Raw genomic sequence first — 25,405 nt, 5'->3', positions numbered from 1 at the left:
GATGAATAATGAATATATGCCATTTATTTCTGAAATAAAGGAAATAATTAAACATACAGATATTGAATATACGTTCCGTATGACTTATGATGGAGATGTTAAGCCAGGACAATTTTTTGAAGTATCAATACCTACTTTTGGAGAAGCTCCTATATCTGTAAGTGGTATTGGTGAAGGAACAGTTGATCTTACAATTCGTAAAGTTGGAAAGGTTACTAACGAAATATTCACTAATTATGTAGGAAATAAACTGTTTTTAAGAGGACCTTACGGAAATGGATTTGATGTTAACGATTATAAGGGTAAGGAAGTTACTATAGTGGCAGGAGGAACTGGACTTTCACCTGTAAAAGCAGTTGTTGATTACTTTGCTAAAAATACTTCTGAAGCAGTACACACTAATTTAATATGTGGATTTAAATCAATTGATGATATTTTATTTAAAGATGATATTAAGGAATGGGAAAAAAGTATAAATGTAACTTTAACAGTAGATAAGGCTGAAGAAGGATATAAAGGAAATACTGGATTAGTTACTAAATATATACCAGAGCTAGAGATAAAAGATATAAAAAATACAGCGTTTGTAGTTGTTGGACCTCCAATAATGATGAAATTTACAGTGGCAGAAATTCTTAAAAGAGGGGTAGCAGAAGAAAATATTTGGGTATCTTATGAAAGAAAAATGTGCTGTGGCTTAGGAAAGTGTGGTCACTGTAAGATGGATGATACTTATATCTGCCTTGATGGACCAGTATTTAACTATACTAAGGCTAAAAATTTAGTTGATTAGGAGGAGCAAATCTGTGGATATAAATACTAAAAAGCTTAAAAAAAATGCATTTAGAATAACTAAGGAAAGAGGAATTACAGCATCAAGAGTAAGAGTTCCAGGGGGACATTTAGATGCTGAACTTTTAGGAAAAATTCAAGAAATATCTGAAAAATACGGTAATGGAAAAGTTCATATCACTTCAAGACAAGGTTTTGAAATATTAGGAATTAAATTTGAGCATATTGATGCAGTAAATGAAATGCTTCAACCTATAATTGATAAATTGGAAATAAATCAAGAAGATCCAGGTACTGGGTATTCAGCAGCTGGTACTAGAAATGTTTCTGCTTGTATAGGAAATGCAGTATGTCCATTTGCTAATTATAAAACATCTGATTTTGCTAAGAAAATAGAAAAGGTAATATTCCCAAATGACCTTCATGTAAAAATAGCATTAACAGGATGTCCTAATGATTGTGCAAAGGTAAGAATGCATGATTTTGGTATTATAGGTATGACAGAACCGCAATATGACGAAAGTAGATGTATAAATTGTCAAGCGTGTTTAAAAGCTTGTAAGAAGTTATCTGTTGGTGCTTTAAGTTCTGAAAATTATAAAATTGTAAGAAATACTGAAAAATGTATAGGTTGTGGTGTGTGTGTGGAAAAATGTCCTACAAGAGCATTTACAAGAAGTAAAGAAAAGTATTATAAACTTACTATAATGGGTAGAACAGGAAAGAAAAATCCAAGATTAGGGCAAGATTTTATTATTTGGGCTGATGAAGAAAGCATTATAAAAATAATATCAAATACTTATAAATTCACAAAAGAATATATAGCAAAAGATGCACCAGGAGGAAAAGAACACGTAGGTTACATAGTTGATAGAGTTGGCTTCCATGAGTTTAAAAAGTGGGCTTTAGATGGTGTAAAATTAGGAGAAAAGGCTATAGTTAAAGAAAATGTTTATTGGGGGGGGATTCATTATAATTCTATAGATAACCAATAATATATATAAATTTACTTTAACAAAGGAGAAAGCTATAATGGAGAAAAATTTTAAAAACAAACTTAAAAATATGCCAATAGCAATAGTACCTACAATGGTAGGGGCAGCAACACTTTCTAATGTATATCAAGGATTAGGATTTACTTGGATAAAACATGTTACTATGTGGTCAGCTATATTAATATTATTATCATATTTAGGAAAAATAGTATTTCATTTTGATACTGTTAAATCTGAGTATAGAAATACTGTTCCAGCTAGTCTTTATGCAGGATTAACAATGATAACTATGATAATAGGAAGTTATATATTTACTTATAATCAAAGCATAGGTAAAGGATTATGGTTATTAGGGCTTATATTACATGCAATACACATATGTATATTTACATTTATGAATGTATTTAAAGGCATAAATAGAGATACTTTTATACCAAGTTGGTTCGTTACTTATAACGGAATAATGGTTGCAACTGTAGTTGGTGGAGTTATGAATGAGCCAGCTATAGGTAAGGTAATAGTATATTATGGTATAATTATATTATGTATAATAATGCCATTTATGGTTTACAGATTAGCAAAGCATTCAATAAAAGATGCTATGTATCATACACAAGCTATATTACTTGCACCTTCAAGCCTTTGCTTAGTTAGTTATTTAAACTTTATTGAAAAACCAAATAAGATAGTTGTCTATGCTTTATATGCATTAGTATTTTGTTCTTTCTTATTTATTTTATATAAAATGCCAAAATTCTTTGGATTTACTTTTAATCCAGGATTTGCAGGACTTACATTCCCTATGGCAATAGGAATTGTTGCTTCAACAAAAATGTCAGCATTTTTAATAGCACAAGGAAATGAAAGTTTTGGTAGTATAGTAAAAGAAATATCTGGAATACAAATCTATATAACAACAGCTATTATTGGTTTTGTACTTTATAACTTTGCAAGAATGCTAGTTAAAAGCTATAAAAATAATGGTTAATGATAATTTCAATGTAGAAACTCCTTAGGGAGTTTCTTTCACTAGAAATACTTTTTTGTAAAATTATACTTAATTTTAACATTAATTATCAATTATCCATTACAAATTATCAATTATAAATTTAAAAAGTGAGGATGGTATTAATGAAAAAGATTCAATCTACTTGTAATTTATGTGCACTTGCATGTAACTTAGATTTTTATGTTGAAAATGGAAAAATTGAAAAAGTTTCTCCAACGGTAGATTACCCAGTAAATCAAGGATTCTGCTGTATAAAAGGATTAAACTTAGACAAGCAACAAACTAAGATAAAAGCAAGAAAAACTCCATTATTAAAAGATGAAAATGGAAATATGAAAGAAATTTCATGGGAAGAAGGGTTTAAAACTTTTGCAGAAAAAATGACTGCAATTCAAGAAAAGTACGGAAAAGAAAGTGTTGCTTTCATAAGTACAGGTCAAATTCCAACTGAAGATATGGCACTTTTAGGTCATGTAGGTAGAAACTATATGAAAATAAATGGAGATGGTAATACAAGACTTTGTATGGCTACATCAGTTGTTGCTCATAAGCAAAGCTTTGGTTTTGATGCGCCTCCATACACATTAAATGATGCTGAACTTTCAGATACAATAATATTTATTGGAGCAAATCCAGTTATAGCTCACCCTGTATTCTGGGGAAGAGTAAGAAAAAATACAACTGCTAAGATAATTACAATAGACCCAAGAAAATCTGAAACAGCAATAAATTCAGATATATGGGTAGACATTAAACCAAAAGCAGATTTAGTACTTTTATATACATTAGCAAATGTATTAATTGAAAAGAAATGGATAGATGTAGATTATATTGAAAAGCATTCAGAAGGATTTGAAGAGTTTAAAGGTCATGTTGCTAAATTTACTTTAGAAAATGTTGAAGAAGAAACAGGAATTTCAGCAGAAAGAGTACTTGAATTAGCAGAAATAATACATAATGGTAAAAAGGTATCATTCTGGTGGACAATGGGTGTTAATCAAGGTTATCAAGCAGTAAGAACAGCTCAAGCAATAATTAACTTAGCTGTAATGACTGGAAATATTGGAAGACCAGGAACAGGAGCAAACTCTTTAACTGGACAAAGCAATGCTATGGGATCAAGAGTATTTAGTAATACAGCTGGACTTTATGGTGGTGGAGATTTCGATAATCCAGTAAGAAGAAAAGCAGTAGCAGAAGCTTTAGGTGTTGATGAAAGTGTATTAGCCACAAAACCAACAATTCCATACAATCAAATAATAGAAAGAGCTATTTCAGGTGAAATAAAAGGATTATGGGTAGTATGTACAAATCCAAGACATTCATGGGCTAATAATGAAGAATTTAGAAAAGCTGCTGAGAACTTAGATTTCTTAGTTGTACAAGATATATATGAAGATACACATACTGCAGAACTAGCAGATTTATTTTTACCATCAGTTCCAGGTATAAAGAAAGAAGGAGTATTCATAAATACTGAACGTAGATTATCTAAGATGAATCCTATTATACCTAAAGAAGAAGGAGAAAAATCTGATTTTGAAATATTATACGGAATAGGACAAGCATTGGGAATGGGAAGTCTTTTAGATAATTGGAAGACTCCAAGAGATGTATTTGAGTTATTAAAAAAATGTTCAAAAGGAATGCCTTGTGATATAACTGGTGTTACATATGAAATGTTAGAAGGAGCAGAAATGTCTGGTTCAAGAGGCGTTCAATGGCCATTTAGAGAAGGGGATGTTTTAGTAGAAGACCAAAGAAGACTTTATGAAGATGGAAATTACTACACACCATCTAAGAAAGTTAAATTTATTTTTGAAGATATAGCTGAAAATCCAATAGTGACATCTGAAAAATTCCCTTATATATTGAATTCAGGTAGAGGAACAGTTGGACAATGGCATACTCAAGTTAGATCAAGAGAAATAGAAGCTAACAAAATATATAGCAAAGAATCATATGTTTTAATGAACCCTCAATTAGCCAAAGAATTAAATATATCGGAACATGAAAGAGTTAAGATAGTATCACAAAATGGTGTTACAAGTGAGTTTAATGTTGTGTATTCAGATACAGTTAAAAAAGAACATTTATATGCTCCAATGCACTATATTGAAACAAATAGCTTAACACCTTCATTATATGATCCATATTCAAAAGAACCATCATACAAAACAGTTGCAGTAAACATTATTAAGTAGTTATGAAGTATAAATAATTAAGGAGTTCTAAAGATGAAGAGAATTAAAATTGATAGATCAAAATGTGTTGGATGCCTTACATGTACAACTGCATGTATAGTTTCACATAGTTCAGAAGATACAAGAAGCAGAATAACAATAGATAGTAATAAAAAATATGCCCCTATATTTTGTAGACATTGTGATAAACCAGAATGTGTATTTACATGTATGTCAGGTGCTATGAGTAAAGATAAGGAAACTGGAGAAGTAACATATGATAAAACTAAATGTGCAAGTTGTTATATGTGCATAATGGCATGTCCTTATGGAGTATTAAAAGCAGACAGTAGAACTAATAAACAAATAATGAAATGTGACCATTGTAAACATGCAGGTTCACCACAATGTGTTGAAAAATGTCCAATGGGAGCAATTACTTTTGAGGAGGTTAATAAGTAATGAGATATGTAGTTATAGGAGCCTCAGCAGCTGGTATAAGTGGAGCAAAGACTTTAAGAGAATTAGATAATGATGCAGAAGTAGTATTAGTTTCTAAGGATGAACATGTATATTCAAGATGTATACTTCATCACTATATTTCAAATCATAGAGATGTTGAAGCATTAAACTTCACAGGAAAAGATTTCTTTGAAAAGTATAATATAAACTGGAAAAAAGGCATAGAAATAACTTCAGTTAATGATGTAGAGCAAACATTATCATTAAGTAATGGTGAAATATTAGCTTATGATAAACTTATGATATGTAGTGGTGCTTCTGCTTTCATACCACCAGTAGAGGGCTTAAGAACATCAAACAACGTTGTTGGCTTAAGAAATCTTGAAGATGCAGTACTTATAAAAGAGCAAGCTGCAAAAGTTAAAAATGTTGTAGTGCTTGGAGCTGGACTTGTAGGTATAGATGCCTTAAGTGGACTTTTAGATTCAGGTGTTAATATTTCATTAGTGGAAATGAGCAATAAAGTACTTCCACTACAATTAGATGAATATACTTCAAATGTTTATAAAAATAAGTTTGAAGAAAAAGGTGTAAACTTAAAATTAGGTGTAAGCGCAGTAAAACTTAATGTAGATGAAAATAACAATCCAGTATCATTATCATTAAATAATGGTGAAGATGTTCCATGTGAACTTGTTATAGTTGCTACAGGAGTACGATCTAATATAGCATTTTTAGAAAATAGCAATGTAGAATGTGATAGATTTGGATTACTTATAGATGAAAAGGGTAAAACTAATATAGATAATATTTATGGTGCTGGTGATGTAACTGGAAGAAATCCTATATGGCCAACAGCTGTAAAAGAAGGTATAATAGCTGCTAACAACATGTTAGGAAAAGAAATGATAATGACAGATTTCTTTGGAAGTAAAAATACAATGAACTTTGTAGGAATTGCTACAATGTCTTTAGGAGCAGTTGAACCAGAGGATGAAACTTATATAGTAGAAGTTAAAAATGATGAAAAAGGATATAAGAAGATAATACATAAAGATGGAAAGATTTATGGAGCTTTGATTCAAGGTGATCTTGATTATGCAGGAGTACTTACTCAGCTTATAAAAGAAAAGATAGATGTATCAAAGGTTACTAAGAGTTTATTTGATATAGATTATGCTGATTTCTTTAATATTGAGAAAAATTTTGAATTTAGTTATAAATAATAGTATAATTAATTAAAGATGAAAAATTGATTTGTTGATATTTGTCTAAATAAAGCATTGACATGAGGGAACATATATTGTAATCTCATGTTAATGCAAATATATTTTTCATTTTAAAGTTTAAATTTTTATGAGGGTGTTATGGCTAAAGTGATAAACATAATAGGTTATGGAAGTAATGTAGGAAAAACTTATATTATGGAAGGACTTATAAAAGAATTAAAAAGTCGTGGATTAAGCATTGCAACTATAAAGCATGATATTCATGGATTTGATATAGACAAAAAAGGAAAAGATACATACAAGCATAGGAAAGCTGGTTCTGAAACTGTAATAATTTCTTCAAAAAACAGGATTGCAATTATAAAAGAACTGAATAAAGAAACAGAGTTACAAGAGATTATAGAAATGGCCAGTGACAAAGATATTATTTTAGTAGAAGGCTATAAGAAAAGTAATCTTAGAAAGATAGAAGTGTATAGAGATGGCTTAAGTGAAAAAATAATAACACCAAAAGAAAAATTGATTGCTATAGCCAGTGATATAGATATACACATGGATGATGTCAAAGTAATTCCTAAGGAAGATTTTAAAGCTTTGGCTGATTTAATTGAAAAAGAGAAAGAATTTAAAATATAATTGATATTTTCTAGAGTATAAAAGTCCTAAGTATTTATATATATGGATTTTATACCTGAATTTAATTCACAGGGTAGTCTTTGAAAAGAGGCTGTCTCCACATTTTGGGAAGGAAAATAAGCTTAGGTAATTATGAATGACGAGTGATGAATTATGAATTATGGAATAAACTCCTTAATGGAGTTTAATAACATATTTTTATTTACAGAAATTCCTGATGGAATTTTTCCTTAATTCATCATTGGTAATTCATAATTCATAATTTTAATTGTGTGCTTATTGTCATTCTTAATTTGTTTGATAATAAGTTTTTTTTATATAGAAATATAACTTTGAAATAAATGTTAGAAAAGAGGTTAAAATGAAATCATTTATAAGCCTAGAAGAAGCAATAGAAATATTGAATGAAAATGTGAAAACAATGGAAGTGGAAGAAGTTCAGCTTATTGATGCCTTAGATAAAGTCCTTGCCGAAGATGTATATTCAGTGATAAATAATCCACCATTCAATAAGTCTGCAATGGATGGTTATGCAGTAATGTATGAAGATACAAATGAAAGGGGAAAAGTGCTTCAGATAATTGATGAAGTATTTGCTGGAGAATCTTCAAATAAGGAAGTTACAGTAGGAGTAGCTATTAAAATAATGACAGGGGCACCTATTCCTAAAGGTGCAAATGCTGTAATAAAAAAAGAAGATGTAGAAGTAAAAGAAAATAGCATAATTTTAAAGAAACAATTAAAGAAAAATGAAAATATCTGTTTTAAAGGAGAAGATATAAAGGAAGGTCAAATCCTTGTAGGAAAAGGAAAGAAGTTGAATTACGCTGATATTGGAATTATTGCTAGTTCAGGTATAAGTATGATTAAAGTTTATAAAAAGCCTAAAGTAGCTTTTATAAGTACTGGTGATGAAGTAGTAGACGTTGGTCAAAACCTTAGCTATGGAAAGATTTTTAATAGTAATAAGTATACAATTTTAGCAAGAATCAAGGAATTAGGATATGAAGTAATTAATATAAAGCATGTTAATGATCAGTATGCAGACATAGGAAATACCATAAAAGAAATATGTAATATGGCTGACTTTGTCATAACTACAGGTGGTGCATCTGTAGGAGATAAAGATTTAATAAATGAAGCCATTGATGAAATTGATGGTGAGAAACTTTTTTGGAAAATTAAAATTAAACCAGGATCATCAGTATTATGCAGCAAATACAATAATACAGTAATTATAAGTCTTTCAGGTAATCCTACAGCAGCACTAACTACTTTTGAACTTTTAGCAAGAACATCTCTGGAAAGAATGAGTGGAGGCAGCAAAATAGAAATAAAAAGAGAAAAAGCTGTACTTCTTAATGATTTTAATAAGAAAAGTCCACAGAGAAGATTTTTAAGAGGCCAGCTTCAATATATGGATGGCAAACAATGTGTATATATAACGCAAGTAAAAAGTGGTAATGGCATTTTAAGTTCAACTTTAAATTCAAATTGTATCATAGAGTTAGAGGCTGGGAATGCAGGAGTTTCGCAAGGAACAATGGTAGACATAATAAAATTTTAGAGGTGCATAATCATTGAAGATAAATAAGACACTGGCAATTATGGCAGGTGGGAAAAGTAGCAGAATGAATTATAATAATAAGGCTCTTTTAAGCTACAAGGAAAAAACATTTATTGAGAATATTATTGAAGCAGGGAAGAATTTTAAAAAAGTTGTTATTGTGGCAAATAATAAGGAGATCTATAGGGATTTTAATGTTGATGTGATAAGTGACATTTATGTAGGAAATGGCCCTTTAAGTGGAATTCATTCAGCACTTAGTTATTCAGATACTGATAAAGTCTTATGTGTGGCATGTGATATGCCATTGATAAGTAAAGATACACTAGAATTTTTAGCAAATGTAAAAGATGAGTATGAAGTTTTAGTACCAAGAGTAAATGATAGATTACAGCCTTTATGTTCAATTTATTCTAAGAAGATACTAGGGAAAATAGAAAAGGCTTTAGAAAATGATGATAATAAGCTACAAAAGCTTATATATAGTTTAGATTATAAAGAAGTACATGAGAAAAGTTTAACAGAAGGAGAATTTTTTAATATAAATACACCTGATGATTATAAAAGATTGGAGGAAATAGATAATATGTATACAGTAGCAATTATAACAAGCAGTGATAAGGGATATGCAGGAGAAAGAGAAGACAAAAGTGGAGCTACAGTAAAGGAAATAGTTGAGGCTAATGGATTTACTGTTGTTAAACAGGTAATTCTTCCTGATGAAAGAGAAATGTTAAGAGACGAAATGATAAAGATGTGCGATGAATTAAAGGTTAATTTAATATTAAGTACAGGGGGAACTGGTTTCTCTAAAAGAGATATAACTCCAGAAGCAACAAAGGATGTTATAGAAAGAGAAGCACCAGGAATTGTTGAAGCAATAAGATATTTTAGTTTACAAATAACTAAGAGAGCAATGCTTTCAAGAGCAGTGTCAGGAATAAGAAAAGATACACTTATAGTTAATTTACCAGGAAGTCCTAAGGCATGCAAAGAGGCTTTAGATTTTGTTTTAGATGATGTTAAGCATGGAATAGATATATTATTAGGTGAAGCGAGAGAATGTGCTAGAAAATAATATTTAAGAAGAGGGAGAGTGAAAAACGTTATGATGAAAATGATAAAAGTACAAGATGCAGTAGGATCAGTATTATCTCATGATGTAACACAAATTATACCAGGAGAGTTTAAAGGCAGAGCTTTTAAGAAAGGTCATATAATAAAGGAAGAAGATATAGAAAAACTACTATCTATAGGAAAAGATCATGTTTATGTATGGGAACCAGAGGAAGGTCAACTTCATGAAAATGATGCAGCCATAAGATTATCAAATCTTGTGGTAGGTGATGGAGTAGCTACATCAGAAGAAATAAAAGAAGGAAAAGTAGACTTCTTTGCTGACAGAAATGGAGTATTAAAGATAGATAAGGAGAAATTATTTAAATTAAATTCTCTAGGTGAAATAATAGTTTCTACATTACATAACAATACTCCAATAAGAAAAGGTGAAAAGATTGGAGCTACAAGAGTAATTCCATTAATTATAGATGAAAATAAGATAATAGAAGCTGAAGAGTTAATAAAAGAAAAGATAATCAGAGTTGATGAAATCAAAACAAAAAGATGTGCAGTTATAACTACTGGTAATGAAGTTTATTATGGAAGAATCAAAGATGCATTCTTGCCAGTAATAAAACAAAAACTAGGGTATTATGGTAGTGAAGTAATAAAACAAGTAATACTTCCTGATGATAAGGAAAGAATAACGGAAGAGATATTAAAAGCTGTTAATGAAGATAAAGCAGATATGATTATTTGTACAGGAGGAATGTCTGTAGATCCAGATGATGTTACTCCAACAGCAATAAAGGATTGTGGAGGAGAACTTGTTACATATGGTTCACCGATACTTCCAGGGGCAATGTTCCTTCTTGCATATTATAATGACATTCCAATACTTGGAGTACCAAGTTGTGCAATGTATTCTAAGAGAACAGTGCTGGATTTAGTACTACCAAGAGTTTTAGCAGATGAAAGACTTACTATGGAAGATATTGCGGAGTATGGTCATGGAGGATTGTGTTTAGACTGCAAAGTATGTACTTTCCCACACTGCTCATTTGGTAAATAAGTTAAAGTTTTAGGAGGAATTATGGATAATAAATTAACTCATTTTGATAATAGTGGAAATGCAAGAATGGTGGATGTAGGAAGTAAAGTTCCTACAGAAAGAGTGGCTATTGCTGTTTCTAGAATAAAAGTAAGTGAAGAAACTTTAGAACTTATTGAAAAAGGTCAGATAGGTAAAGGTGATGTATTAGGTGTAGCAAGAGTTGCTGGAATAATGGCTAATAAGCAAACTTCTAATTTAATTCCTATGTGCCATCCACTGATGATTTCAAGCTGTAATATAGATTTTGATATAAATAAGGAAGAAAGTTATATAGGAATAAAGGCTACTGTAAAAATAGTTGATAAGACTGGTGTTGAAATGGAGGCATTAACAGCAGCTATGGTAACAGCATTAACTATTTATGATATGTGTAAAGCTGTTGATAAGAGAATGGTAATTGAAGGCACACATTTACTTAAAAAGACAGGAGGAAAGAGCGGAGAATTTAATTTTTAAGGAAGAAGTCTCCTAAAAGCATAATGAAAGATAAGTTTGGAAGAGAAATAGATTATTTAAGAGTATCTGTAACTGACAACTGTAATTTAAGATGTGTATATTGCATGGAAGAAAAGGATAATATTTTTTTAAAAAAGGAAAATAAGCTTACAGATGATGAAATATATAGAATAGTAAAAGAAAGTGCTAGCCTTGGAATAAAGAAAATAAGGATTACAGGTGGAGAGCCTTTAGTGAGACCGGGAATAGTAGAGCTTATAGGAAGAATAAATAGTATTCCAGGTATTGAAGAAATATATATGACTACTAATGGAATTTTGCTATATGATAAAGTAGAAGCTTTAGCGAAGAATGGTCTTAAGGGAGTAAATATAAGTTTAGATTCACTAAAGGAAGAAAGATTTAAGACTTTAACAAGAAGAGGCGAGCTTAGCAGTGTTTTAAAGGCTATAGATAAATGCTTAGAGTATAATTTAAAGGTTAAAATAAACACTGTAATGGTAAATGACATAAATAAAGATGAAATTATTGATTTTGTAGATATGACTAAAAATAAAGCTGTAGATGTGAGATTTATAGAGTTAATGCCAATAGGTATTGCTGTAAACTATAAAGGTGTAACTAATGAAGAAATATTAGCTACAATAAAAGAGCATTATAAAGAAGTTATTGAAGTAAAAAGAAGTAAGATGGGTGGACCTGCTACTTATGTAAAACTTAATGAAGCAAAAGGGAAAATAGGGTTTATAAGTGCAATGAGTAATTGCTTCTGTGAAGATTGTAATAGAATAAGGCTTACACCAGAAGGATTTTTAAAGCAGTGTCTACATTTTGATTATGGTGTTGATCTAAGAAAACTTATGAGAGATGGCATAAGTGATGAAGAACTTAAAAAGGTTATATACCATAATATATATGACAAACCAGAAAAACATTTATTTTTAGAAAAATGTGAACATAAAGAAATTAAATTTATGAATCAAATTGGAGGATAAACATAAGATGAGTAAAGTATTAGCAATATGTATAAGCAAACATAAAGGAACATTAAAAAATGAAGTAAGTGAAGCAAATTTCATTGAAGAATTTGGTATTGAAGGAGATGCTCACGCAGGAAAATGGCATAGACAAGTAAGTCTTTTAGCTTTTGAAAAAATTGATGACTTTAGAAATAAAGGTGGAAATGTTGATTTTGGAGCTTTTGGAGAAAATTTAGTTGTAGATGGAATTGAGCTACATAAACTACCAGTAGGACAACAGTTACAAGTGGGAGAAGTATTATTAGAAGTTACACAAATTGGTAAAGAGTGCCATGACAAATGTGCAATATACTATCAAGTAGGAGAATGTATAATGCCAAAGAACGGTATATTTACAAGAGTTCTTAAAGGTGGAAAAGTTAAAGTTGGAGATCAGTGTACTTTAATAGATAGTGGTAAAAAGATATTATCTTTATAATTGATTAATGAAAATGGGGATGTCGTATTAAGAATAAATAATACAATATATTGTATATAAAATTTTTAGTGCCATATCCTCATTTTTTTATATAATAAGGATAAATTATAAGGTTATTAGATATTAAGAAGAATTTATCTTTTTTTGTTATAGAAAAATACTTGATTTTATTACTTTAGTATGATAAAGTGGTAAATAGATAAAGTAATAGGGGGATAATTCAACGTGAGCATAAAAGGAATTAGAAAAAATATTTTATTAGGAATAATTATGGGGAGTATAAGTTTTACGCTTTTAGCATGTAATAAGAAGGAAATTAAAAGTGTTATGGATAAGAATGAAGTAATTGTTGGGTTAGATGATGCTTTTGCACCTATGGGATTTAAAGATGAAAGTGGTGAAATTGTAGGATTTGATGTGGATTTGGCAAAAGAAGTAGGAGATAGATTAGGTAAGAAAGTTGTTTTTCAACCTATTGATTGGTCAATGAAGGAATCAGAATTAAATAATGGGAATATAGATTTTATATGGAATGGATATACAATTACAGAAGAAAGAAAGGAAAAGGTGAACTTTTCAGAAGCTTATCTAAATAATAAGCAAGTTATAGTAACTTTAGCAAATTCTGATATTAACGCTAAAAGTGATTTATCAGGTAAAAAAGTTGGAGCACAAAGTGAGTCTTCAGCTATTGAAGCTATGGAGAAAGATACGGAGCTATATGAAAGCCTTAGTGGTGGTGAAGCAATAACCTTTGAAGATAATAATCAGGCTCTCATGGATTTAGAAGCAGGAAGGATAGATGCAGTGGTAGCTGATGAGATTTTAGTGAAATATTATATAAAGTTAAAAGGTGAAGATAAATTTAAAGTTTTAACTGAAGATTTTGGTAGTGAAGAATATGGAGTAGGCATTAGAAAAGGAGATGCTGAAACTGTTGAAGCAATTAATAATGCTTTTGAAGAAATTAAGAAAGATGGCAAAATGGCAGAGATTTCACAAAAGTGGTTTGGGGAAGATATAACAGATAATTAAAGAAAGAGAGTGGAGAGCATAATGGAGTTTTTAAGGAACTTAGGAAGCAATATAGTAATGTTAATGCCTCAAGTTATAAGTGGACTTAAAGTTACTTTAGAGATATTTGCCATAACTTTGATTTTATCTATACCATTAGGAATAGTAACTGCTATGGGAAGGCGATCAAAGATAAAGATAATAAATAAGATAACATCAATTTACGTTTTAATAATGAGAGGAACACCTTTATTATTACAGATAGTTTTTATTTTCTTTGGCTTATCCATCCCAAGTATAGGAATAGTAATTGAGAGATTTCCAGCAGCTATATTAGCATTTACATTAAACTATGGAGCTTACTTTGGTGAGATATTTAGAGCAGGAATTGATTCTATAGATGAGGGTCAGTATGAAGCAGGACAGGTTTTAGGTATGTCTAATACAGATATATTTTTTAGAATAGTATTACCTCAAGCTTTTAAGAGAGTTCTTCCACCAATAACAAATGAAATAGTAACTTTAATAAAAGATACTGCTCTTGTATATGTTATTGGATTAAGTGATTTATTAAAAGTTGGCAAGGTTGCAGCCAATAGGGATTCATCACTAATGCCCTTACTAGTAATTGGTATAGTATATTTAATCTTGATAGGAGTATTATCTAAGATTATGGAAAAAATAGAGAAAAGATATGAATATTATAATTAGGGGGAAGGATAGATGTTAAAGCTCAGGAAGATAAAAAAGAGTTTTGGTAATCTTGATGTATTGAAGTCAATAGATTTAGATATTGATGAAAAAGAAATAGTTGTGTTGGTTGGACCTTCAGGAGGAGGAAAAACAACGCTTCTTAGAATAATAAATATGCTAGAAAGATGTCATAGTGGATATATTGAAGTAAATGGGAGAGTATTATGTAATGATGGCAGATACATAGATAAAAAATCTATGATGGAGATAAGTAAAGATGTAGGAATGGTATTTCAAAATTTTAATCTATTTCCTCATAAATCTGTCATTGAAAATATAATTGAAGGACCTATGAGGGTGCTTAAAAAAAGCAAGGAACAATCTAAAAGTGAAGCTCGAGAAATATTGAGTTTTTTAGGCTTAAGTGAAAAGGAGGATAGTTATCCTCATCAGTTATCAGGTGGTCAAAAGCAAAGAGTAGCTATAGGTCGTGCTTTAGCTATGGAACCTAAGTTAATGTGTTTTGATGAACCTACTTCAGCACTAGATCCTGAGCTTACTGAGGAAGTAGCTAATGTAATCAAGATGTTACGTAAAAAAGGAATGACTATGCTGATAATAACTCATGATATGACCTTTGCAGAAAAAGTGGCCAGTAGAATAATTTCTATGGATAATGGAGAGATTGTTGAGAGGCATATATATAGAAGTAGTAAAGAGACTATTATAACATAGTTATTGTAACTGTAAGGTTGTAATGATATAATTAAGTGGTGACAATGAAGTTTTTAGAAACTCATTGTCTTTTTTTGTAAGAATCTAATAAGGGGGAGTTTTGTATGGATTTAAATACATACAAAAAATATATTCAAATTTTGAATGAAGAATTGGTTCCAGCTATGGGATGCACTGAACCAATAGCAATAGCATATGCAGCAGCAAAGGTAAGAGATGTGCTTGGCACTTTCCCAGAGAGTGTTATAGTTAAATGTAGTGGAAATATGATAAAAAATGCTAGATGTGTTACAGTGCCAAATACAGGAGATTTAGTTGGTATTGAAGCAAGTGCAATTATTGGAATTTTAGCAGGAAAATCTCATAGAAAACTGGAAGTAATTAATGAAGTAAGTGAAGAAGCAATCATAAAAACACATGAACTTATACAATCAGATTATTGTAAAGTTGAGTTTTTAGATTCAGAGATAGAATTACATATAATAGTAGATGTTTTTAATAAAGAAGAAAGTGCATCGATAGAAATAAAACATGCCCATGATAATATTTCAAGTATTATAAAAGATGGAGAAGCAATCTTTAAATTAGAAGAGGATTCCAATAAATATCTAGGAGTTTTTATAGATAGAAGTATTTTAAGTGTGGAGAAGATTTATGAATTTGCCAATACAATGAATATTGATGATGTTAAAGAACTATTAGATAATCAAATGAAGTATAATATTGATATAGCAGAAGAAGGATTAAAAGGTTCCTATGGAGTAGGGATTGGAAAAGTTATTTTAGAAGCTGGAAACTCATTAACAAACAAAGTAAAAGCTTATACAGCAGCAGCTTCTGAAGCGAGAATGAGTGGATGCTCTTTACCTGTAATGACTAATTCAGGCAGTGGAAATTCCGGTATGACAATTTCAGTACCATTGATTATATATGCTAGAGAAAAAAATATTTCTAAAGAATTATTATATAGAGCTTTAGTGTTTGCGAATTTAATTAATATACATCAAAAAGCTGGAATTGGAAGACTTTCTGCATTTTGTGGAGCAGTAACATCAGGATGTGCTAGTGGAGCAGGAATAACTTATTTAGAAGGTGGAAGTCTAGAACAAATAAATAAAACCATTAACAACACTTTAGCCAATATTTCAGGAATTGTTTGTGATGGAGCAAAAGCTTCATGTGCAGCAAAGATTGCTACAAGTTTAGATGCTGCCATGATGTCGCATTCATTGGCTATGATAAATAGAGGTTATAGTGCTAATACTGGAATACTAAAAGAAGATATAGAAGAAACCATTAGCGCCATAGGGAGACTTGGAAAAATTGGTATGAGAGAAACTGATAAAGAAATATTAGATATTATGCTTGAAGCATAATATTAAAAGTTAATTAAGTTAAATTTATTAAAAAAAAGAAAAAATCTTATGTATCTGCACATACATAAGATTTTTTCTTTTATATTTGTATTCAACAGAAGGCTTAATCTATTGACGTTAAGCAATCTTAAGGATAGATGCTTAAAGTTTTAATTGAAGTTAATTAATATATCTATATCAGATCTTAGGGAGAAAAGAATATTATATATTAATTTTTTGAGTAATATTCCACAACTAAAACTTCATTTATTTCTATTGGCACTTCATTTCTTTCAGGGTATCTTAACAGAGTACCAGAGAAATCAGCTTCGTTTTTACTTATGTATGGCAATACATTAAGTATGCTAGATTCGAAGTTTTCTTTAAACATAGGATTTTTTTGAGATTTCTCTCTTAGTTTAATTTCATCACCAACTGAAACATTGAAAGATGGAATATCTACTTTTTTACCATTAACTAAAATATGGCCATGCACTACCATTTGACGTGCTTGTCTTATTGAGTTAGCAAATCCTAATCTATATACTAAGTTGTCTAATCTGCATTCTAGAAGTTTAATTAATGCAAAACCAGTTAACTCTTTAGATTTAGAAGCTTTTTCAAAGTAATTAGCAAATTGTTTTTCCATTACTCCATAATATGCTCTAAGTCTTTGTTTTTCATCATTTCTTGCAGAACCTTTCGCTGCTCTTTTCATTGCTTTTGGATGACCACAAACATTTAATCCAAGTCTACGACATTGTTTAAATCTAGGTCCCATCATTTTTGCCATAAAATCATCTCCTTAAATCATTTGCCGCGATAATTTAAGCCTCACATATAATATAGCATAGTTAAGGATGAATGTAAATGAAAATCATTATCATTTATAAAGATATTATAAATTTTCACTTTTGTATTATTTAATTCAGAAATTATTTTGTAAAAAAAGGTGAAATTATTATATAATTTATTATATAAATGAATTTATAGAAGGTTAAAGGTGATATATACAAATTAGCAGTAGGTGAAAGTTTTAAAGTTGCATATTTAGTAATAGTAGAATAAATAATTAAAGTATAAGGGGAGAATGGTATGAAGATAGATAGTATTATTTTTGATTTAGATGGGACTTTATGGGACTCTACAGAAGGAGTGTCAAAAACATGGAGTCTTGTTTTAAATAAATATGATTATGAGAGAAAAGAGGTTACTGTTGAGGATTTACACAGTTGTATGGGTAAGCAGCTTGATGAAATAGGTAAAATTCTTTTTCCTAAGTTAAGCAGTGAAGTAAGAAAAAATTTAATGAATGAATGTTGTACTTTAGAAAATGAATATCTAGGGGAGCATGGAGGAGTGCTTTATGCTAAGGTTGAAGAAACACTAAAAGAACTTTCTAAAAAATACAAATTGTTTGTTGTAAGCAATTGTCAAGATGGATATATAGAATGTTTTTTTAAAGCTCATAAATTAGATAAGTATTTTACTGATTATGAATGTCCAGGAAGAACAGGACTTTCTAAAGGAGAGAATAATAAGTTAGTTATTGAAAGAAATAATTTAAAAAAACCAGTATATGTAGGAGATACTGAAGGAGATGCTGAATCAGCAAGAGTAGCAGGTATTCCTTTTGTTTTTGCTAAATATGGTTTTGGATCTGTAGAAAAATATCAATATGAAATTGATAGCTTTCAAGATTTATTAACTATAAAGTGGTAATTTTATTAATTAATATAAAATATATAAATATGTTCAATTTAACAATTATTTAAGATATAGGTTATTGTTTAAAATGAAAAAATAACAGTAGATAATATTAATCTTAGGCTACTGTTATTTTTTTATCTTTATAATCTTTGATTTTTAAAAATTAATTTTTTATGTAGTATATTGCAATGAGGTTATTAATACTATTATAGCAGTAGTGAAAATAGGTATTAATACAGATGTTACAAAAATATCTTTGTAGCTTTCTTTGTGAGTAAGACTGCATATTGCTAAAGTAGTAATAACTGCACCGTTATGGGGCAGTGTATCTAATCCACCAGATGATAGAGAAGCTATTCTATGAAGAATTTCTGGAGAGATAGATAATGCATCACTCATTTGAATAAAGGTTGGTGCTAGAGCATTTAAGCTTATGCCAAGTCCACCAGAAGCAGAAGCAGTAAGCCCGCAAATTACATTAACAGAAATAGCTTCAGAAATAATTGGATTACTAGATACATTCATGATGGTATTTTGTATAGTTAGAAAAATCGGTAGAGATTTAATTATACTTCCATAGCCAACAATAGCACTGGAGTTAAGCAGTGGTAAAAAGGAATTTTTAACACCAATATTTAATATATCATTTAAATTAGGTAGTTTCTTAAAGTTTAGAGCTAAAATAAATATAATGGCAATAACTATGGATATTATAACACTCCAAGTACCAGAAACATTATCTAAAGAAACTCCATATTTTTCTAAGTAACTTCCATCTATATTAGGATAATAAATTTTGGATAAAGTAAAGTTTGAAATAAAAATTATTAAAATAGGAAGTACAGAAATAAATATACAAGGAAGACTTTCATTTTCTATTTCTTCTAATTTAAATTTATGTTTTCCATATCCTTCACCAAAACTTCTAGCTTTTTTTAATCGGTAGTTAAGCCATAATAAACCTAAGGAAAGCATTGTGATGCTAGCTATAATTCCAATAAATGGCGCAGCAAATGTGTCAGTTCCAAAATAGCTCATAGGAATTACATTTTGTATTTCAGGGGAACCAGGCATTGCAGTCATGGTAAAGGTAAAGGCACCTAATGCGATAGTTCCTGGAATAAGCCTTTTAGGAATATCTGCTTCCTTAAATAATATATTGGCTAGAGGGTATAGAATAAATGCAACAACAAATAAAGAAACTCCTCCATAAGTAAGAAATGCACCAGATAAGACTACAGCAAGTATTGCTTTATCTTTTCCAAGCTTATTGGTAATGAATGATGCAATAGATTTACCGTAATTAGCTTCTTCCATAAGCTTAGCAAAGATTGCACCTGTAAGAAATAGAGGGAAGTAGTTTTTAACGAATCCTGCAAATCCACTCATATATATTTCTGTATAATTAACCATTAAGTGGCTATTAAGTCCAAAAGTTAAAAGTAGGGTAAGTAGCCCGATAATTGGTGCCGTAATAATTGTTGAATATCCCTTATAAGCTAAATACATGATTAGAGATAGAGAAATTATCAATGCTATTATATTAACCATAAAAAAATTTCCTTTCTTAAATGTAGTAATTAATGTTACTCTTTAATAACATTAATAGTTTAACCAATTCTTATAATTATGTGTGTAATAAAGTCACAATAAAAAAACTAAAGCAAAAATGCTTCAGTTTTTAAGAGAAGTTGATATTAGTTTAGAAAATAAAGGCAACATTTTATTATTATTTATAAGCATCATTTCTGGATGCCATTGAACACCTATACCGAATGTATAGTTATTAAGTTCTATAGCTTCAATAATATTATCAGGAGCAATAGCAGAAATGCTTAAATTATCACCTAGTTGGTTAATGCATTGATGATGAAAGCTATTAACATAGAGACTTTCACCAAATAAATTATAAAGTAGTGAATCAGTTTTAATATTAATTAGATGGATAAATTCATATTTTGCAGATTTCTGGTAGTGCTGTATTGTATTGTTAGGGACTTCGCTAAAATCTTGATATAAAGTTCCTCCACAAGCTACATTAAGAATTTGAATTCCTCGACAGATTGCCAAGAAAGGTTTTTTAGAGCTAATAATATTTTGCATTAGTGAAAGCTGAAATAAATCAAGCTTACTATTAAATTCGCCAAGCTCCTTATGAGGATTTTTTTTATAAAAATATGGATTAATATCAATACCACCAGTAAATAAGAATCCATCGCACAAATCTATATATGAATCTATATTTTCTAAGTTTGAAGTGATTGGGATTATCAGTGGAAGTCCAGCAGCTTTTTCTATAGCATTTACATAATCAGAACTTATACTGATTTTGCTTATCTTATTATCTAAAAATAAAGTTGAAACTATACCAATTTTACTTTTCTTCACTGTATATCAATCCTTTCATCTAATAATGGAATAGAATATAGCATGATACATAATATGATGATATTAGATAAAAATACACTTGTAATTTTAAATTTATCTAAATTAAAAAAGAAAGTACTATATAAATGTTGTATAATAATTAATATTATTGAACAAGGAGGTAAATCGTGAGAGATATAAGTAATTCAAAAGGAAAAATTTTTAGACATTTTAAGGGAGATTTATATTTAGTTGAAGACTTTGTAACTCATTCAGAAACACAAGAAAAGATGGTTCTCTATAGAGCGCTTTATGGAAGTTGTGGATTATTTGTAAGACCATATGATATGTTCTTAGAAGAAGTACCAGCAGAAAAAGAAAATCCTACAGGTCAAAAATATAGATTTGAAGAATACGTAGTTAAAAGCGTAAAATAGTTATGTTAAATAATAAATAGAGTAACTTCTTTTGAAGTTCCTCTATTCATTATTTTTAAGAAAGTATTCAAATACTTTCCAACATAATTATTCATTAAAGAACGTAGTTCTTAATGGCTTGTACTACACCATTTTCATCATTGCTTTTAGCAATAAATCTGGCTACTTTTTTTAGAGTATCATGAGCATTAGCCATGGCATAGCTGTAGTAAGCACTTTCCATCATTTCAAGGTCATTTAAATAATCACCAAAAACCATGGTTTCTTTATAATCAATATTTAAAAGTTCTTGTATTTCATTTATAGCCATACCTTTATTTATACCTTTAGCAACCATATCAAGCCAAATTTTACCTGAAACAGTTACTTGAACTTTATCTCTATAGTCATTAAAATATTTATTACTATTATTTTCAGCACCATCAAAATCACAAATTGTTACTTTTAAAATATCATCATCAACTACTGTTAAGTCCTCTACTATTTTATATCGTTCATAATATTTAGCAGTTTGCTTTACTAGCCTTTCATCATGGCTTTCAATATAAGCTGAAGTTTTCCCACATAATATAACATAAGAATTAGGAATTGTTCTACCGATTTTAATTAATTCTTTAGCAATACTTTTTTTAAGGGAATTAACAATAATCTCTTTACCTTTATATACCACAAATGTTCCATTTTCAGCAATAAACATCATATCATCTTTTATATCTTTGAATCTTTCTAGAAGATTATAATATTGTCTTCCACTGGCTGCAGCAAAAATAATATCCTTTTCTTTTAGTGATTGAAACATTGGATAGAAATCTGCATGTATTTCATTATTAGAATTTAATAAAGTACCATCCATATCTGTTGCAATAAATTTAATCATAAAAATCACCCTCTGTAAATATTGTTTATTATCAGTTATTGTTATTTAGTTTTATTTGTTATCATTTTATCATAAAATTAAGCATTAATCAATTTGTTGATTTGAGAATATAGTAAAATATAGAGTATTGCTAAAGGAAATAAAACATGTTGATAAAAGGGGATTTTCATATGCATTCAACTTGTTCAGATGGGAATTTGAGTCCAGCTGAGTTGGTGAGATATGCTAAGAAGAGAAAGGTTGATATAATAGCGCTTACAGACCATAACAGCTGTGATGGTTTATATGAGGCAATAAGTGAAGGGAAAAGAAGTGGTATAGTAGTTATTCCAGCAGTAGAATTGTCTACGAAATATAAAGAAAATAGAGTTCATATATTAGGATATTTTAAAGATGATAGTTATAATAATGAGCTTTTTAAAGAGGTATTAAGGAAGATAAAAGGAGATAAGATAGGTGATTTAAGGAGTATATTTGGTAGTAAGATAAATTTTAATGGATACAAAAAGAAGTTATACGTAGAAAGTGGAATCCAGTTATTGAGATTTTTTGGTGCAACAGTTGTACTTGCCCATCCAGTATTATTAAGTAGGGAATGCTTTTTTAATATAGAAAATATGGATTTTGATGGCATTGAAGCACGTTACTTTTTAAATAATGAGCAGGATACAGAGTTTTATATTAAATTTGCCAAAGAAAAAGGATTATATTATACAGCAGGATCAGATTTTCATACAAGAATTGAGGAATACAGAATTCATGGACTTATAGGTGATGTTTTTTTAAATGCAGAAGAAATTGAAGATTTTCTAGCACAGTCAGGACTTGATATTTGGGTTGAAGAATTTTTTCTGTAGATAATTAAAAAATTCAAGTTATGGTACATTATATAATTAATTGAATATAATATTGAGATTCTTCGGTAAAAGAAGTGCCTATTTATGTAGGTGCTTCCTTTATAAATGTGTAAAGCATAGGCAACAACTTAGATGATGTAAATTACTCAATACCCATAAAGAATACTGGAGAATAGAAAATAGTATAATAATGGAAATAAAATTCGCAAATTAATTCTTTAACGGTATAATTGACACAATGTGATATTTAATGTTATCTTAAGGTAAACTAAAAGAAGAAATATTTTTTAGGGGGAGTTTGAGTGAAGAAAAAAACAAAAGAAACTATTTTAATTGGTACAGGCCTTGTGACATTATCTTTAATTTTACATTATGTACATTATTTAATATTTAAAGATGCTCATCATACTATGATTTTTTTAGTTGCAGATATTGCTTTTATACCAATGGATGTGTTTTTTACTAGCTTAATATTGGATAGATTCCTAGAAAAAAGAGAAAAAGATCACTTACTAGGAAAGTTAAATATGCTGATAGGAGTATTTTATACTGAAGTAGGTACAAAACTTTTGCTTAATATAGCAGAAGGGGATAATGATAGGGGGTTTTTAAGTGGAGCGTCAATAACCAATGATACATGGAAGAAAAAGCCATTTGAAAAACTTCATAATAGGATTTTAAAACATGATTATAATGTAGATATTAATAAAGTATCTTTAGAAAATATTAAAAATAATTTAGATGAAAATAAGGAATTACTTATTTCATTAATAGCTAATGAAAATCTTATAGAACATGAAACATTTACAGAAATGCTTATGTCTATTATTCATTTAAGAGAGGAGCTTAACACAAGATTAAGTGTAGATATGCAAGAATATGAGATTAAGCATATAGAAAAAGATATTATGTTGGCATATAAATATCTGACAATAGAATGGGCAGAATATATGAAATATTTAAGTGAAGAATATCCAGCATTATATTGTAAAGCCCTTATAAATAATCCATTTGATACAAGAAGTAAAAGTGAAAAAGATAAGTGTTATTTAAAAGAATATAAAAAACAGTATAGAGATAATTTATAAGAAGAATATAAAGATTTATTTTCATGATATTTTTCTTTAAAAAATAAAATAGTAAGAAAGAAGTAGGACAAATGAAAAAAGCTATTTTAGTGGTAAGCTTTGGTACAAGTTATTTGGAACCATTGAAGAATTCAATTGAAAATGTTGAAAATAAAATTAGAAATCAATTTAAAGATTATGATGTATATAGAGCATTTACATCTCATATGATAATTAAAAAGCTTGAAATAGTACATGGACTTATAGTTGAAAAACCAGAAGAATTACTTGAAAGATTATATATTGAGGGATATGAAGAAGTTATAATTCAGCCTCTTCATATAATACCAGGAGAAGAATTTAGTTATATAAAGAATATTGAAGTATATTTTAAAGATAAGTTTAAATCAATAAAGGTTGGACGTCCAATATTTTATTATCAAGGAATAGAAGGACTTCCAGAAGATTATTCATTATTTATAAAATCTATTAAAGGAATTATAGAAGGAGAAGAAGCAGTAGTTATGATGGGGCATGGAACAGTTCATCCATCTAATGCAGTATATGGAGCTCTTCAAAGTGTTTTAAATGATGAAGGATATAAAAATGTTTTTGTAGGAACAGTAAAAGGCTATCCAAATTTTACAAGTGTATTAAATAAAATAAAGAAACGAGGTATTAAGAAAGTATTATTAATGCCACTTATGCTTGTAGCTGGAAATCATGCTATCAATGATATGACTTCGGAAAAAGATAATTCATGGAAATCTATGCTGGAAGCTGAAGGGATAGAAGTAAAGCTATGGACCAAAGGACTAGGGGAAGTAGATGAATTTGCACAGTTATATATAGATAGAGTAGATGATTTAATAAATAATAGATATATTGGAACAGGAGAAATAAAAAAACATAAAATAATATATATTGACAAATAATAATTATTCTATGATAATATACTTAAATAATATAAAAACTTAGGAGGAAATTCAAATGAAAGCATTTGTAGATGAAAATGTATGTATAAGCTGTGGAATGTGTGAAGGAATCTGTGGAGATGTATTTTCACTTGATACTGGAGTAGCAGTAGCTATAGAAGGAGATGTGGCTGCAGATTTAGAAGATGCGGTTAACGAAGCGTGTGATAGTTGTCCAGTAGCGGCAATATCAGTAGAATAATTATTTAATCCCTTTAAATCACCTATAAATTATATGAGAGTTGCATTTATGCAACTCTTTTTTTAAAGTACAGGAAAGTATAAAATTTTCGATGGCTGAAAGTTAGATGTTATCTAGCATTCAGCCTTTAAATATGTTAAATTTATTAATTATAAAT

At 29.3% G+C, this 25,405-nt stretch carries 27 protein-coding genes, 1 pseudogene and 1 riboswitch; of the genes and pseudogenes, 24 read left to right on the top strand and 4 right to left on the bottom strand.

From position 1 onward, the window contains the following. The first annotated feature begins 1 nt into the window (after position 1). The 18 genes and pseudogenes from asrB (at position 2) to BHW04_RS00055 (ending at position 16,778) form a co-directional block, all read left to right on the top strand. Positions 2–793, top strand: a complete 792-nt coding sequence (gene asrB / locus BHW04_RS00140) for an anaerobic sulfite reductase subunit AsrB (protein WP_022213007.1) — start codon at positions 2–4, stop codon at positions 791–793. A gap of 13 nt (positions 794–806) precedes the next feature. Then, positions 807–1,787 carry a sulfite reductase subunit C gene (gene asrC / locus BHW04_RS00135; protein WP_022213006.1) on the top strand — a complete coding sequence of 327 codons (981 nt, stop codon included), beginning with the start codon at positions 807–809 and terminating at the stop codon, positions 1,785–1,787. A 37-nt stretch (positions 1,788–1,824) separates the two neighbouring features. Continuing rightward, a complete protein-coding gene (locus BHW04_RS00130) occupies positions 1,825–2,775 on the top strand; it encodes a TDT family transporter (RefSeq protein WP_302698474.1) in 951 nt (316 codons plus the stop codon). Positions 2,776–2,918: 143 nt separating this feature from the next. Next, positions 2,919–5,000 (top strand): molybdopterin oxidoreductase family protein, encoded by a 2,082-nt coding sequence (locus BHW04_RS00125; RefSeq protein WP_302698473.1) that lies wholly within the window; start codon positions 2,919–2,921, stop codon positions 4,998–5,000. Between the two features lie 33 nt (positions 5,001–5,033). Beyond that, on the top strand, positions 5,034–5,441 hold the full coding sequence (locus BHW04_RS00120; protein WP_022166567.1) for a 4Fe-4S dicluster domain-containing protein: 408 nt from the start codon (positions 5,034–5,036) through the stop codon (positions 5,439–5,441). Then, on the top strand, positions 5,441–6,667 hold the full coding sequence (locus BHW04_RS00115) for an NAD(P)/FAD-dependent oxidoreductase (protein WP_302698471.1): 1,227 nt from the start codon (positions 5,441–5,443) through the stop codon (positions 6,665–6,667). The genes BHW04_RS00120 and BHW04_RS00115 overlap by 1 nt, the downstream gene beginning before the upstream one ends. A gap of 141 nt (positions 6,668–6,808) precedes the next feature. Then, positions 6,809–7,306 (top strand): molybdopterin-guanine dinucleotide biosynthesis protein B, encoded by a 498-nt coding sequence (gene mobB, locus BHW04_RS00110; RefSeq protein ID WP_186834607.1) that lies wholly within the window; start codon positions 6,809–6,811, stop codon positions 7,304–7,306. Next, positions 7,303–7,436: riboswitch (molybdenum cofactor riboswitch) on the top strand. Its footprint overlaps the gene before it by 4 nt. 231 nt (positions 7,437–7,667) lie before the next feature. Beyond that, complete coding sequence (locus BHW04_RS00105) at positions 7,668–8,873, top strand: molybdopterin molybdotransferase MoeA (protein WP_302623065.1); 1,206 nt, start codon at positions 7,668–7,670, stop codon at positions 8,871–8,873. A 40-nt stretch (positions 8,874–8,913) separates the two neighbouring features. Beyond that, positions 8,914–9,348, top strand: a pseudogene (locus tag BHW04_RS00100) (molybdenum cofactor guanylyltransferase); the annotation flags it as partial. A gap of 111 nt (positions 9,349–9,459) precedes the next feature. Next, the gene (locus BHW04_RS00095) at positions 9,460–9,951 is read left to right on the top strand and encodes a MogA/MoaB family molybdenum cofactor biosynthesis protein (protein ID WP_186834626.1); all 492 of its coding nucleotides are present in this window, start codon (positions 9,460–9,462) and stop codon (positions 9,949–9,951) included. A 33-nt stretch (positions 9,952–9,984) separates the two neighbouring features. Continuing rightward, on the top strand, positions 9,985–11,004 hold the full coding sequence (locus BHW04_RS00090) for a molybdopterin-binding protein (protein WP_302631032.1): 1,020 nt from the start codon (positions 9,985–9,987) through the stop codon (positions 11,002–11,004). 21 nt (positions 11,005–11,025) lie between these two features. After that, entirely contained in the window at positions 11,026–11,502 is a 477-nt protein-coding gene (gene moaC, locus BHW04_RS00085) for a cyclic pyranopterin monophosphate synthase MoaC (RefSeq protein WP_302698469.1), read from the top strand. A 23-nt stretch (positions 11,503–11,525) separates the two neighbouring features. Continuing rightward, positions 11,526–12,497: a GTP 3',8-cyclase MoaA gene (moaA, locus tag BHW04_RS00080; RefSeq protein WP_302623064.1), complete on the top strand. Its 972-nt coding sequence runs from the start codon at positions 11,526–11,528 to the stop codon at positions 12,495–12,497. Between the two features lie 7 nt (positions 12,498–12,504). Continuing rightward, on the top strand, positions 12,505–12,960 hold the full coding sequence (locus BHW04_RS00075) for an MOSC domain-containing protein (RefSeq protein ID WP_022166559.1): 456 nt from the start codon (positions 12,505–12,507) through the stop codon (positions 12,958–12,960). 225 nt (positions 12,961–13,185) lie between these two features. Beyond that, a complete protein-coding gene (locus BHW04_RS00070) occupies positions 13,186–13,995 on the top strand; it encodes an amino acid ABC transporter substrate-binding protein (protein WP_022166558.1) in 810 nt (269 codons plus the stop codon). A 21-nt stretch (positions 13,996–14,016) separates the two neighbouring features. Next, positions 14,017–14,685 (top strand): amino acid ABC transporter permease, encoded by a 669-nt coding sequence (locus tag BHW04_RS00065; RefSeq protein ID WP_022166557.1) that lies wholly within the window; start codon positions 14,017–14,019, stop codon positions 14,683–14,685. A gap of 12 nt (positions 14,686–14,697) precedes the next feature. Next, positions 14,698–15,402, top strand: a complete 705-nt coding sequence (locus tag BHW04_RS00060; RefSeq protein WP_022166556.1) for an amino acid ABC transporter ATP-binding protein — start codon at positions 14,698–14,700, stop codon at positions 15,400–15,402. A 104-nt stretch (positions 15,403–15,506) separates the two neighbouring features. Continuing rightward, complete coding sequence (locus BHW04_RS00055; protein ID WP_302698468.1) at positions 15,507–16,778, top strand: L-cysteine desulfidase family protein; 1,272 nt, start codon at positions 15,507–15,509, stop codon at positions 16,776–16,778. 208 nt (positions 16,779–16,986) lie between these two features. On the opposite strand, the gene rpsD is transcribed toward BHW04_RS00055, so the two are convergent. Beyond that, complete coding sequence (rpsD, locus tag BHW04_RS00050; protein ID WP_302698466.1) at positions 16,987–17,550, bottom strand: 30S ribosomal protein S4; 564 nt, start codon at positions 17,548–17,550, stop codon at positions 16,987–16,989. A 302-nt stretch (positions 17,551–17,852) separates the two neighbouring features. On the opposite strand from rpsD, the gene BHW04_RS00045 reads away from it, so the two are divergent. Beyond that, entirely contained in the window at positions 17,853–18,479 is a 627-nt protein-coding gene (locus BHW04_RS00045; RefSeq protein WP_022212995.1) for an HAD family hydrolase, read from the top strand. 159 nt (positions 18,480–18,638) lie between these two features. Here BHW04_RS00045 and BHW04_RS00040 read toward each other — a convergent pair whose 3' ends face one another. Together BHW04_RS00040 and BHW04_RS00035 are read right to left on the bottom strand one after the other, a co-directional pair. Further along, on the bottom strand, positions 18,639–20,018 hold the full coding sequence (locus BHW04_RS00040) for a GntP family permease (RefSeq protein ID WP_302698464.1): 1,380 nt from the start codon (positions 20,016–20,018) through the stop codon (positions 18,639–18,641). A gap of 123 nt (positions 20,019–20,141) precedes the next feature. Next, complete coding sequence (locus BHW04_RS00035; protein WP_302698462.1) at positions 20,142–20,855, bottom strand: gamma-glutamyl-gamma-aminobutyrate hydrolase family protein; 714 nt, start codon at positions 20,853–20,855, stop codon at positions 20,142–20,144. Positions 20,856–21,022: 167 nt separating this feature from the next. On the opposite strand from BHW04_RS00035, the gene BHW04_RS00030 reads away from it, so the two are divergent. Next, positions 21,023–21,271: a DUF1653 domain-containing protein gene (locus BHW04_RS00030; RefSeq protein ID WP_022212992.1), complete on the top strand. Its 249-nt coding sequence runs from the start codon at positions 21,023–21,025 to the stop codon at positions 21,269–21,271. A 94-nt stretch (positions 21,272–21,365) separates the two neighbouring features. Here the strand turns inward: BHW04_RS00030 and BHW04_RS00025 are convergent, their stop codons facing one another. Then, positions 21,366–22,148 (bottom strand): Cof-type HAD-IIB family hydrolase, encoded by a 783-nt coding sequence (locus tag BHW04_RS00025; RefSeq protein ID WP_022212991.1) that lies wholly within the window; start codon positions 22,146–22,148, stop codon positions 21,366–21,368. A gap of 146 nt (positions 22,149–22,294) precedes the next feature. Here BHW04_RS00025 and BHW04_RS00020 point away from each other — a divergent pair, with 146 nt between their 5' ends. From BHW04_RS00020 to BHW04_RS00005, 4 genes are all read left to right on the top strand, one after another. Further along, positions 22,295–23,005, top strand: coding sequence for a PHP domain-containing protein (locus BHW04_RS00020; protein WP_022212990.1), 711 nt, complete (start codon positions 22,295–22,297; stop codon positions 23,003–23,005). Positions 23,006–23,307: 302 nt separating this feature from the next. After that, positions 23,308–24,093 carry a hypothetical protein gene (locus BHW04_RS00015; protein WP_022212989.1) on the top strand — a complete coding sequence of 262 codons (786 nt, stop codon included), beginning with the start codon at positions 23,308–23,310 and terminating at the stop codon, positions 24,091–24,093. Positions 24,094–24,164: 71 nt separating this feature from the next. Next, the gene (locus BHW04_RS00010) at positions 24,165–25,007 is read left to right on the top strand and encodes a sirohydrochlorin cobaltochelatase (RefSeq protein WP_022212988.1); all 843 of its coding nucleotides are present in this window, start codon (positions 24,165–24,167) and stop codon (positions 25,005–25,007) included. Between the two features lie 55 nt (positions 25,008–25,062). Beyond that, positions 25,063–25,248 (top strand): ferredoxin, encoded by a 186-nt coding sequence (locus BHW04_RS00005; protein WP_022212987.1) that lies wholly within the window; start codon positions 25,063–25,065, stop codon positions 25,246–25,248. The last annotated feature ends 157 nt before the right edge of the window (positions 25,249–25,405 follow it).

The organism is Clostridium sp. 29_15, from assembly GCF_001916075.1.
In the GTDB taxonomy this organism is placed as follows: Bacteria; Bacillota; Clostridia; order Clostridiales; family Clostridiaceae; genus Clostridium; species Clostridium lentum.
Note: the sequence above shows the minus strand (reverse complement) of the source record. Positions and strands in the feature narration are given on the sequence as shown.

Coding starts and splice junctions, on each gene's coding strand:
- moaC (WP_302698469.1), top strand. CDS start 11,026: ATGGATAATAAATTAACTCATTTTGATAATAGTGGAAATGCAAGAATG.
- asrB (WP_022213007.1), top strand. CDS start 2: ATGAATAATGAATATATGCCATTTATTTCTGAAATAAAGGAAATAATT.
- moaA (WP_302623064.1), top strand. CDS start 11,526: ATGAAAGATAAGTTTGGAAGAGAAATAGATTATTTAAGAGTATCTGTA.
- BHW04_RS00090 (WP_302631032.1), top strand. CDS start 9,985: ATGAAAATGATAAAAGTACAAGATGCAGTAGGATCAGTATTATCTCAT.
- rpsD (WP_302698466.1), bottom strand. CDS start 17,550: ATGGCAAAAATGATGGGACCTAGATTTAAACAATGTCGTAGACTTGGA.
- BHW04_RS00010 (WP_022212988.1), top strand. CDS start 24,165: ATGAAAAAAGCTATTTTAGTGGTAAGCTTTGGTACAAGTTATTTGGAA.
- BHW04_RS00020 (WP_022212990.1), top strand. CDS start 22,295: ATGTTGATAAAAGGGGATTTTCATATGCATTCAACTTGTTCAGATGGG.
- mobB (WP_186834607.1), top strand. CDS start 6,809: ATGGCTAAAGTGATAAACATAATAGGTTATGGAAGTAATGTAGGAAAA.
- BHW04_RS00055 (WP_302698468.1), top strand. CDS start 15,507: ATGGATTTAAATACATACAAAAAATATATTCAAATTTTGAATGAAGAA.
- BHW04_RS00075 (WP_022166559.1), top strand. CDS start 12,505: ATGAGTAAAGTATTAGCAATATGTATAAGCAAACATAAAGGAACATTA.
- BHW04_RS00025 (WP_022212991.1), bottom strand. CDS start 22,148: ATGATTAAATTTATTGCAACAGATATGGATGGTACTTTATTAAATTCT.
- BHW04_RS00065 (WP_022166557.1), top strand. CDS start 14,017: ATGGAGTTTTTAAGGAACTTAGGAAGCAATATAGTAATGTTAATGCCT.
- BHW04_RS00005 (WP_022212987.1), top strand. CDS start 25,063: ATGAAAGCATTTGTAGATGAAAATGTATGTATAAGCTGTGGAATGTGT.
- BHW04_RS00095 (WP_186834626.1), top strand. CDS start 9,460: ATGTATACAGTAGCAATTATAACAAGCAGTGATAAGGGATATGCAGGA.
- BHW04_RS00125 (WP_302698473.1), top strand. CDS start 2,919: ATGAAAAAGATTCAATCTACTTGTAATTTATGTGCACTTGCATGTAAC.
- BHW04_RS00130 (WP_302698474.1), top strand. CDS start 1,825: ATGGAGAAAAATTTTAAAAACAAACTTAAAAATATGCCAATAGCAATA.
- BHW04_RS00045 (WP_022212995.1), top strand. CDS start 17,853: ATGAAGATAGATAGTATTATTTTTGATTTAGATGGGACTTTATGGGAC.
- BHW04_RS00115 (WP_302698471.1), top strand. CDS start 5,441: ATGAGATATGTAGTTATAGGAGCCTCAGCAGCTGGTATAAGTGGAGCA.
- BHW04_RS00105 (WP_302623065.1), top strand. CDS start 7,668: ATGAAATCATTTATAAGCCTAGAAGAAGCAATAGAAATATTGAATGAA.
- BHW04_RS00060 (WP_022166556.1), top strand. CDS start 14,698: ATGTTAAAGCTCAGGAAGATAAAAAAGAGTTTTGGTAATCTTGATGTA.
- BHW04_RS00040 (WP_302698464.1), bottom strand. CDS start 20,018: ATGGTTAATATAATAGCATTGATAATTTCTCTATCTCTAATCATGTAT.
- BHW04_RS00120 (WP_022166567.1), top strand. CDS start 5,034: ATGAAGAGAATTAAAATTGATAGATCAAAATGTGTTGGATGCCTTACA.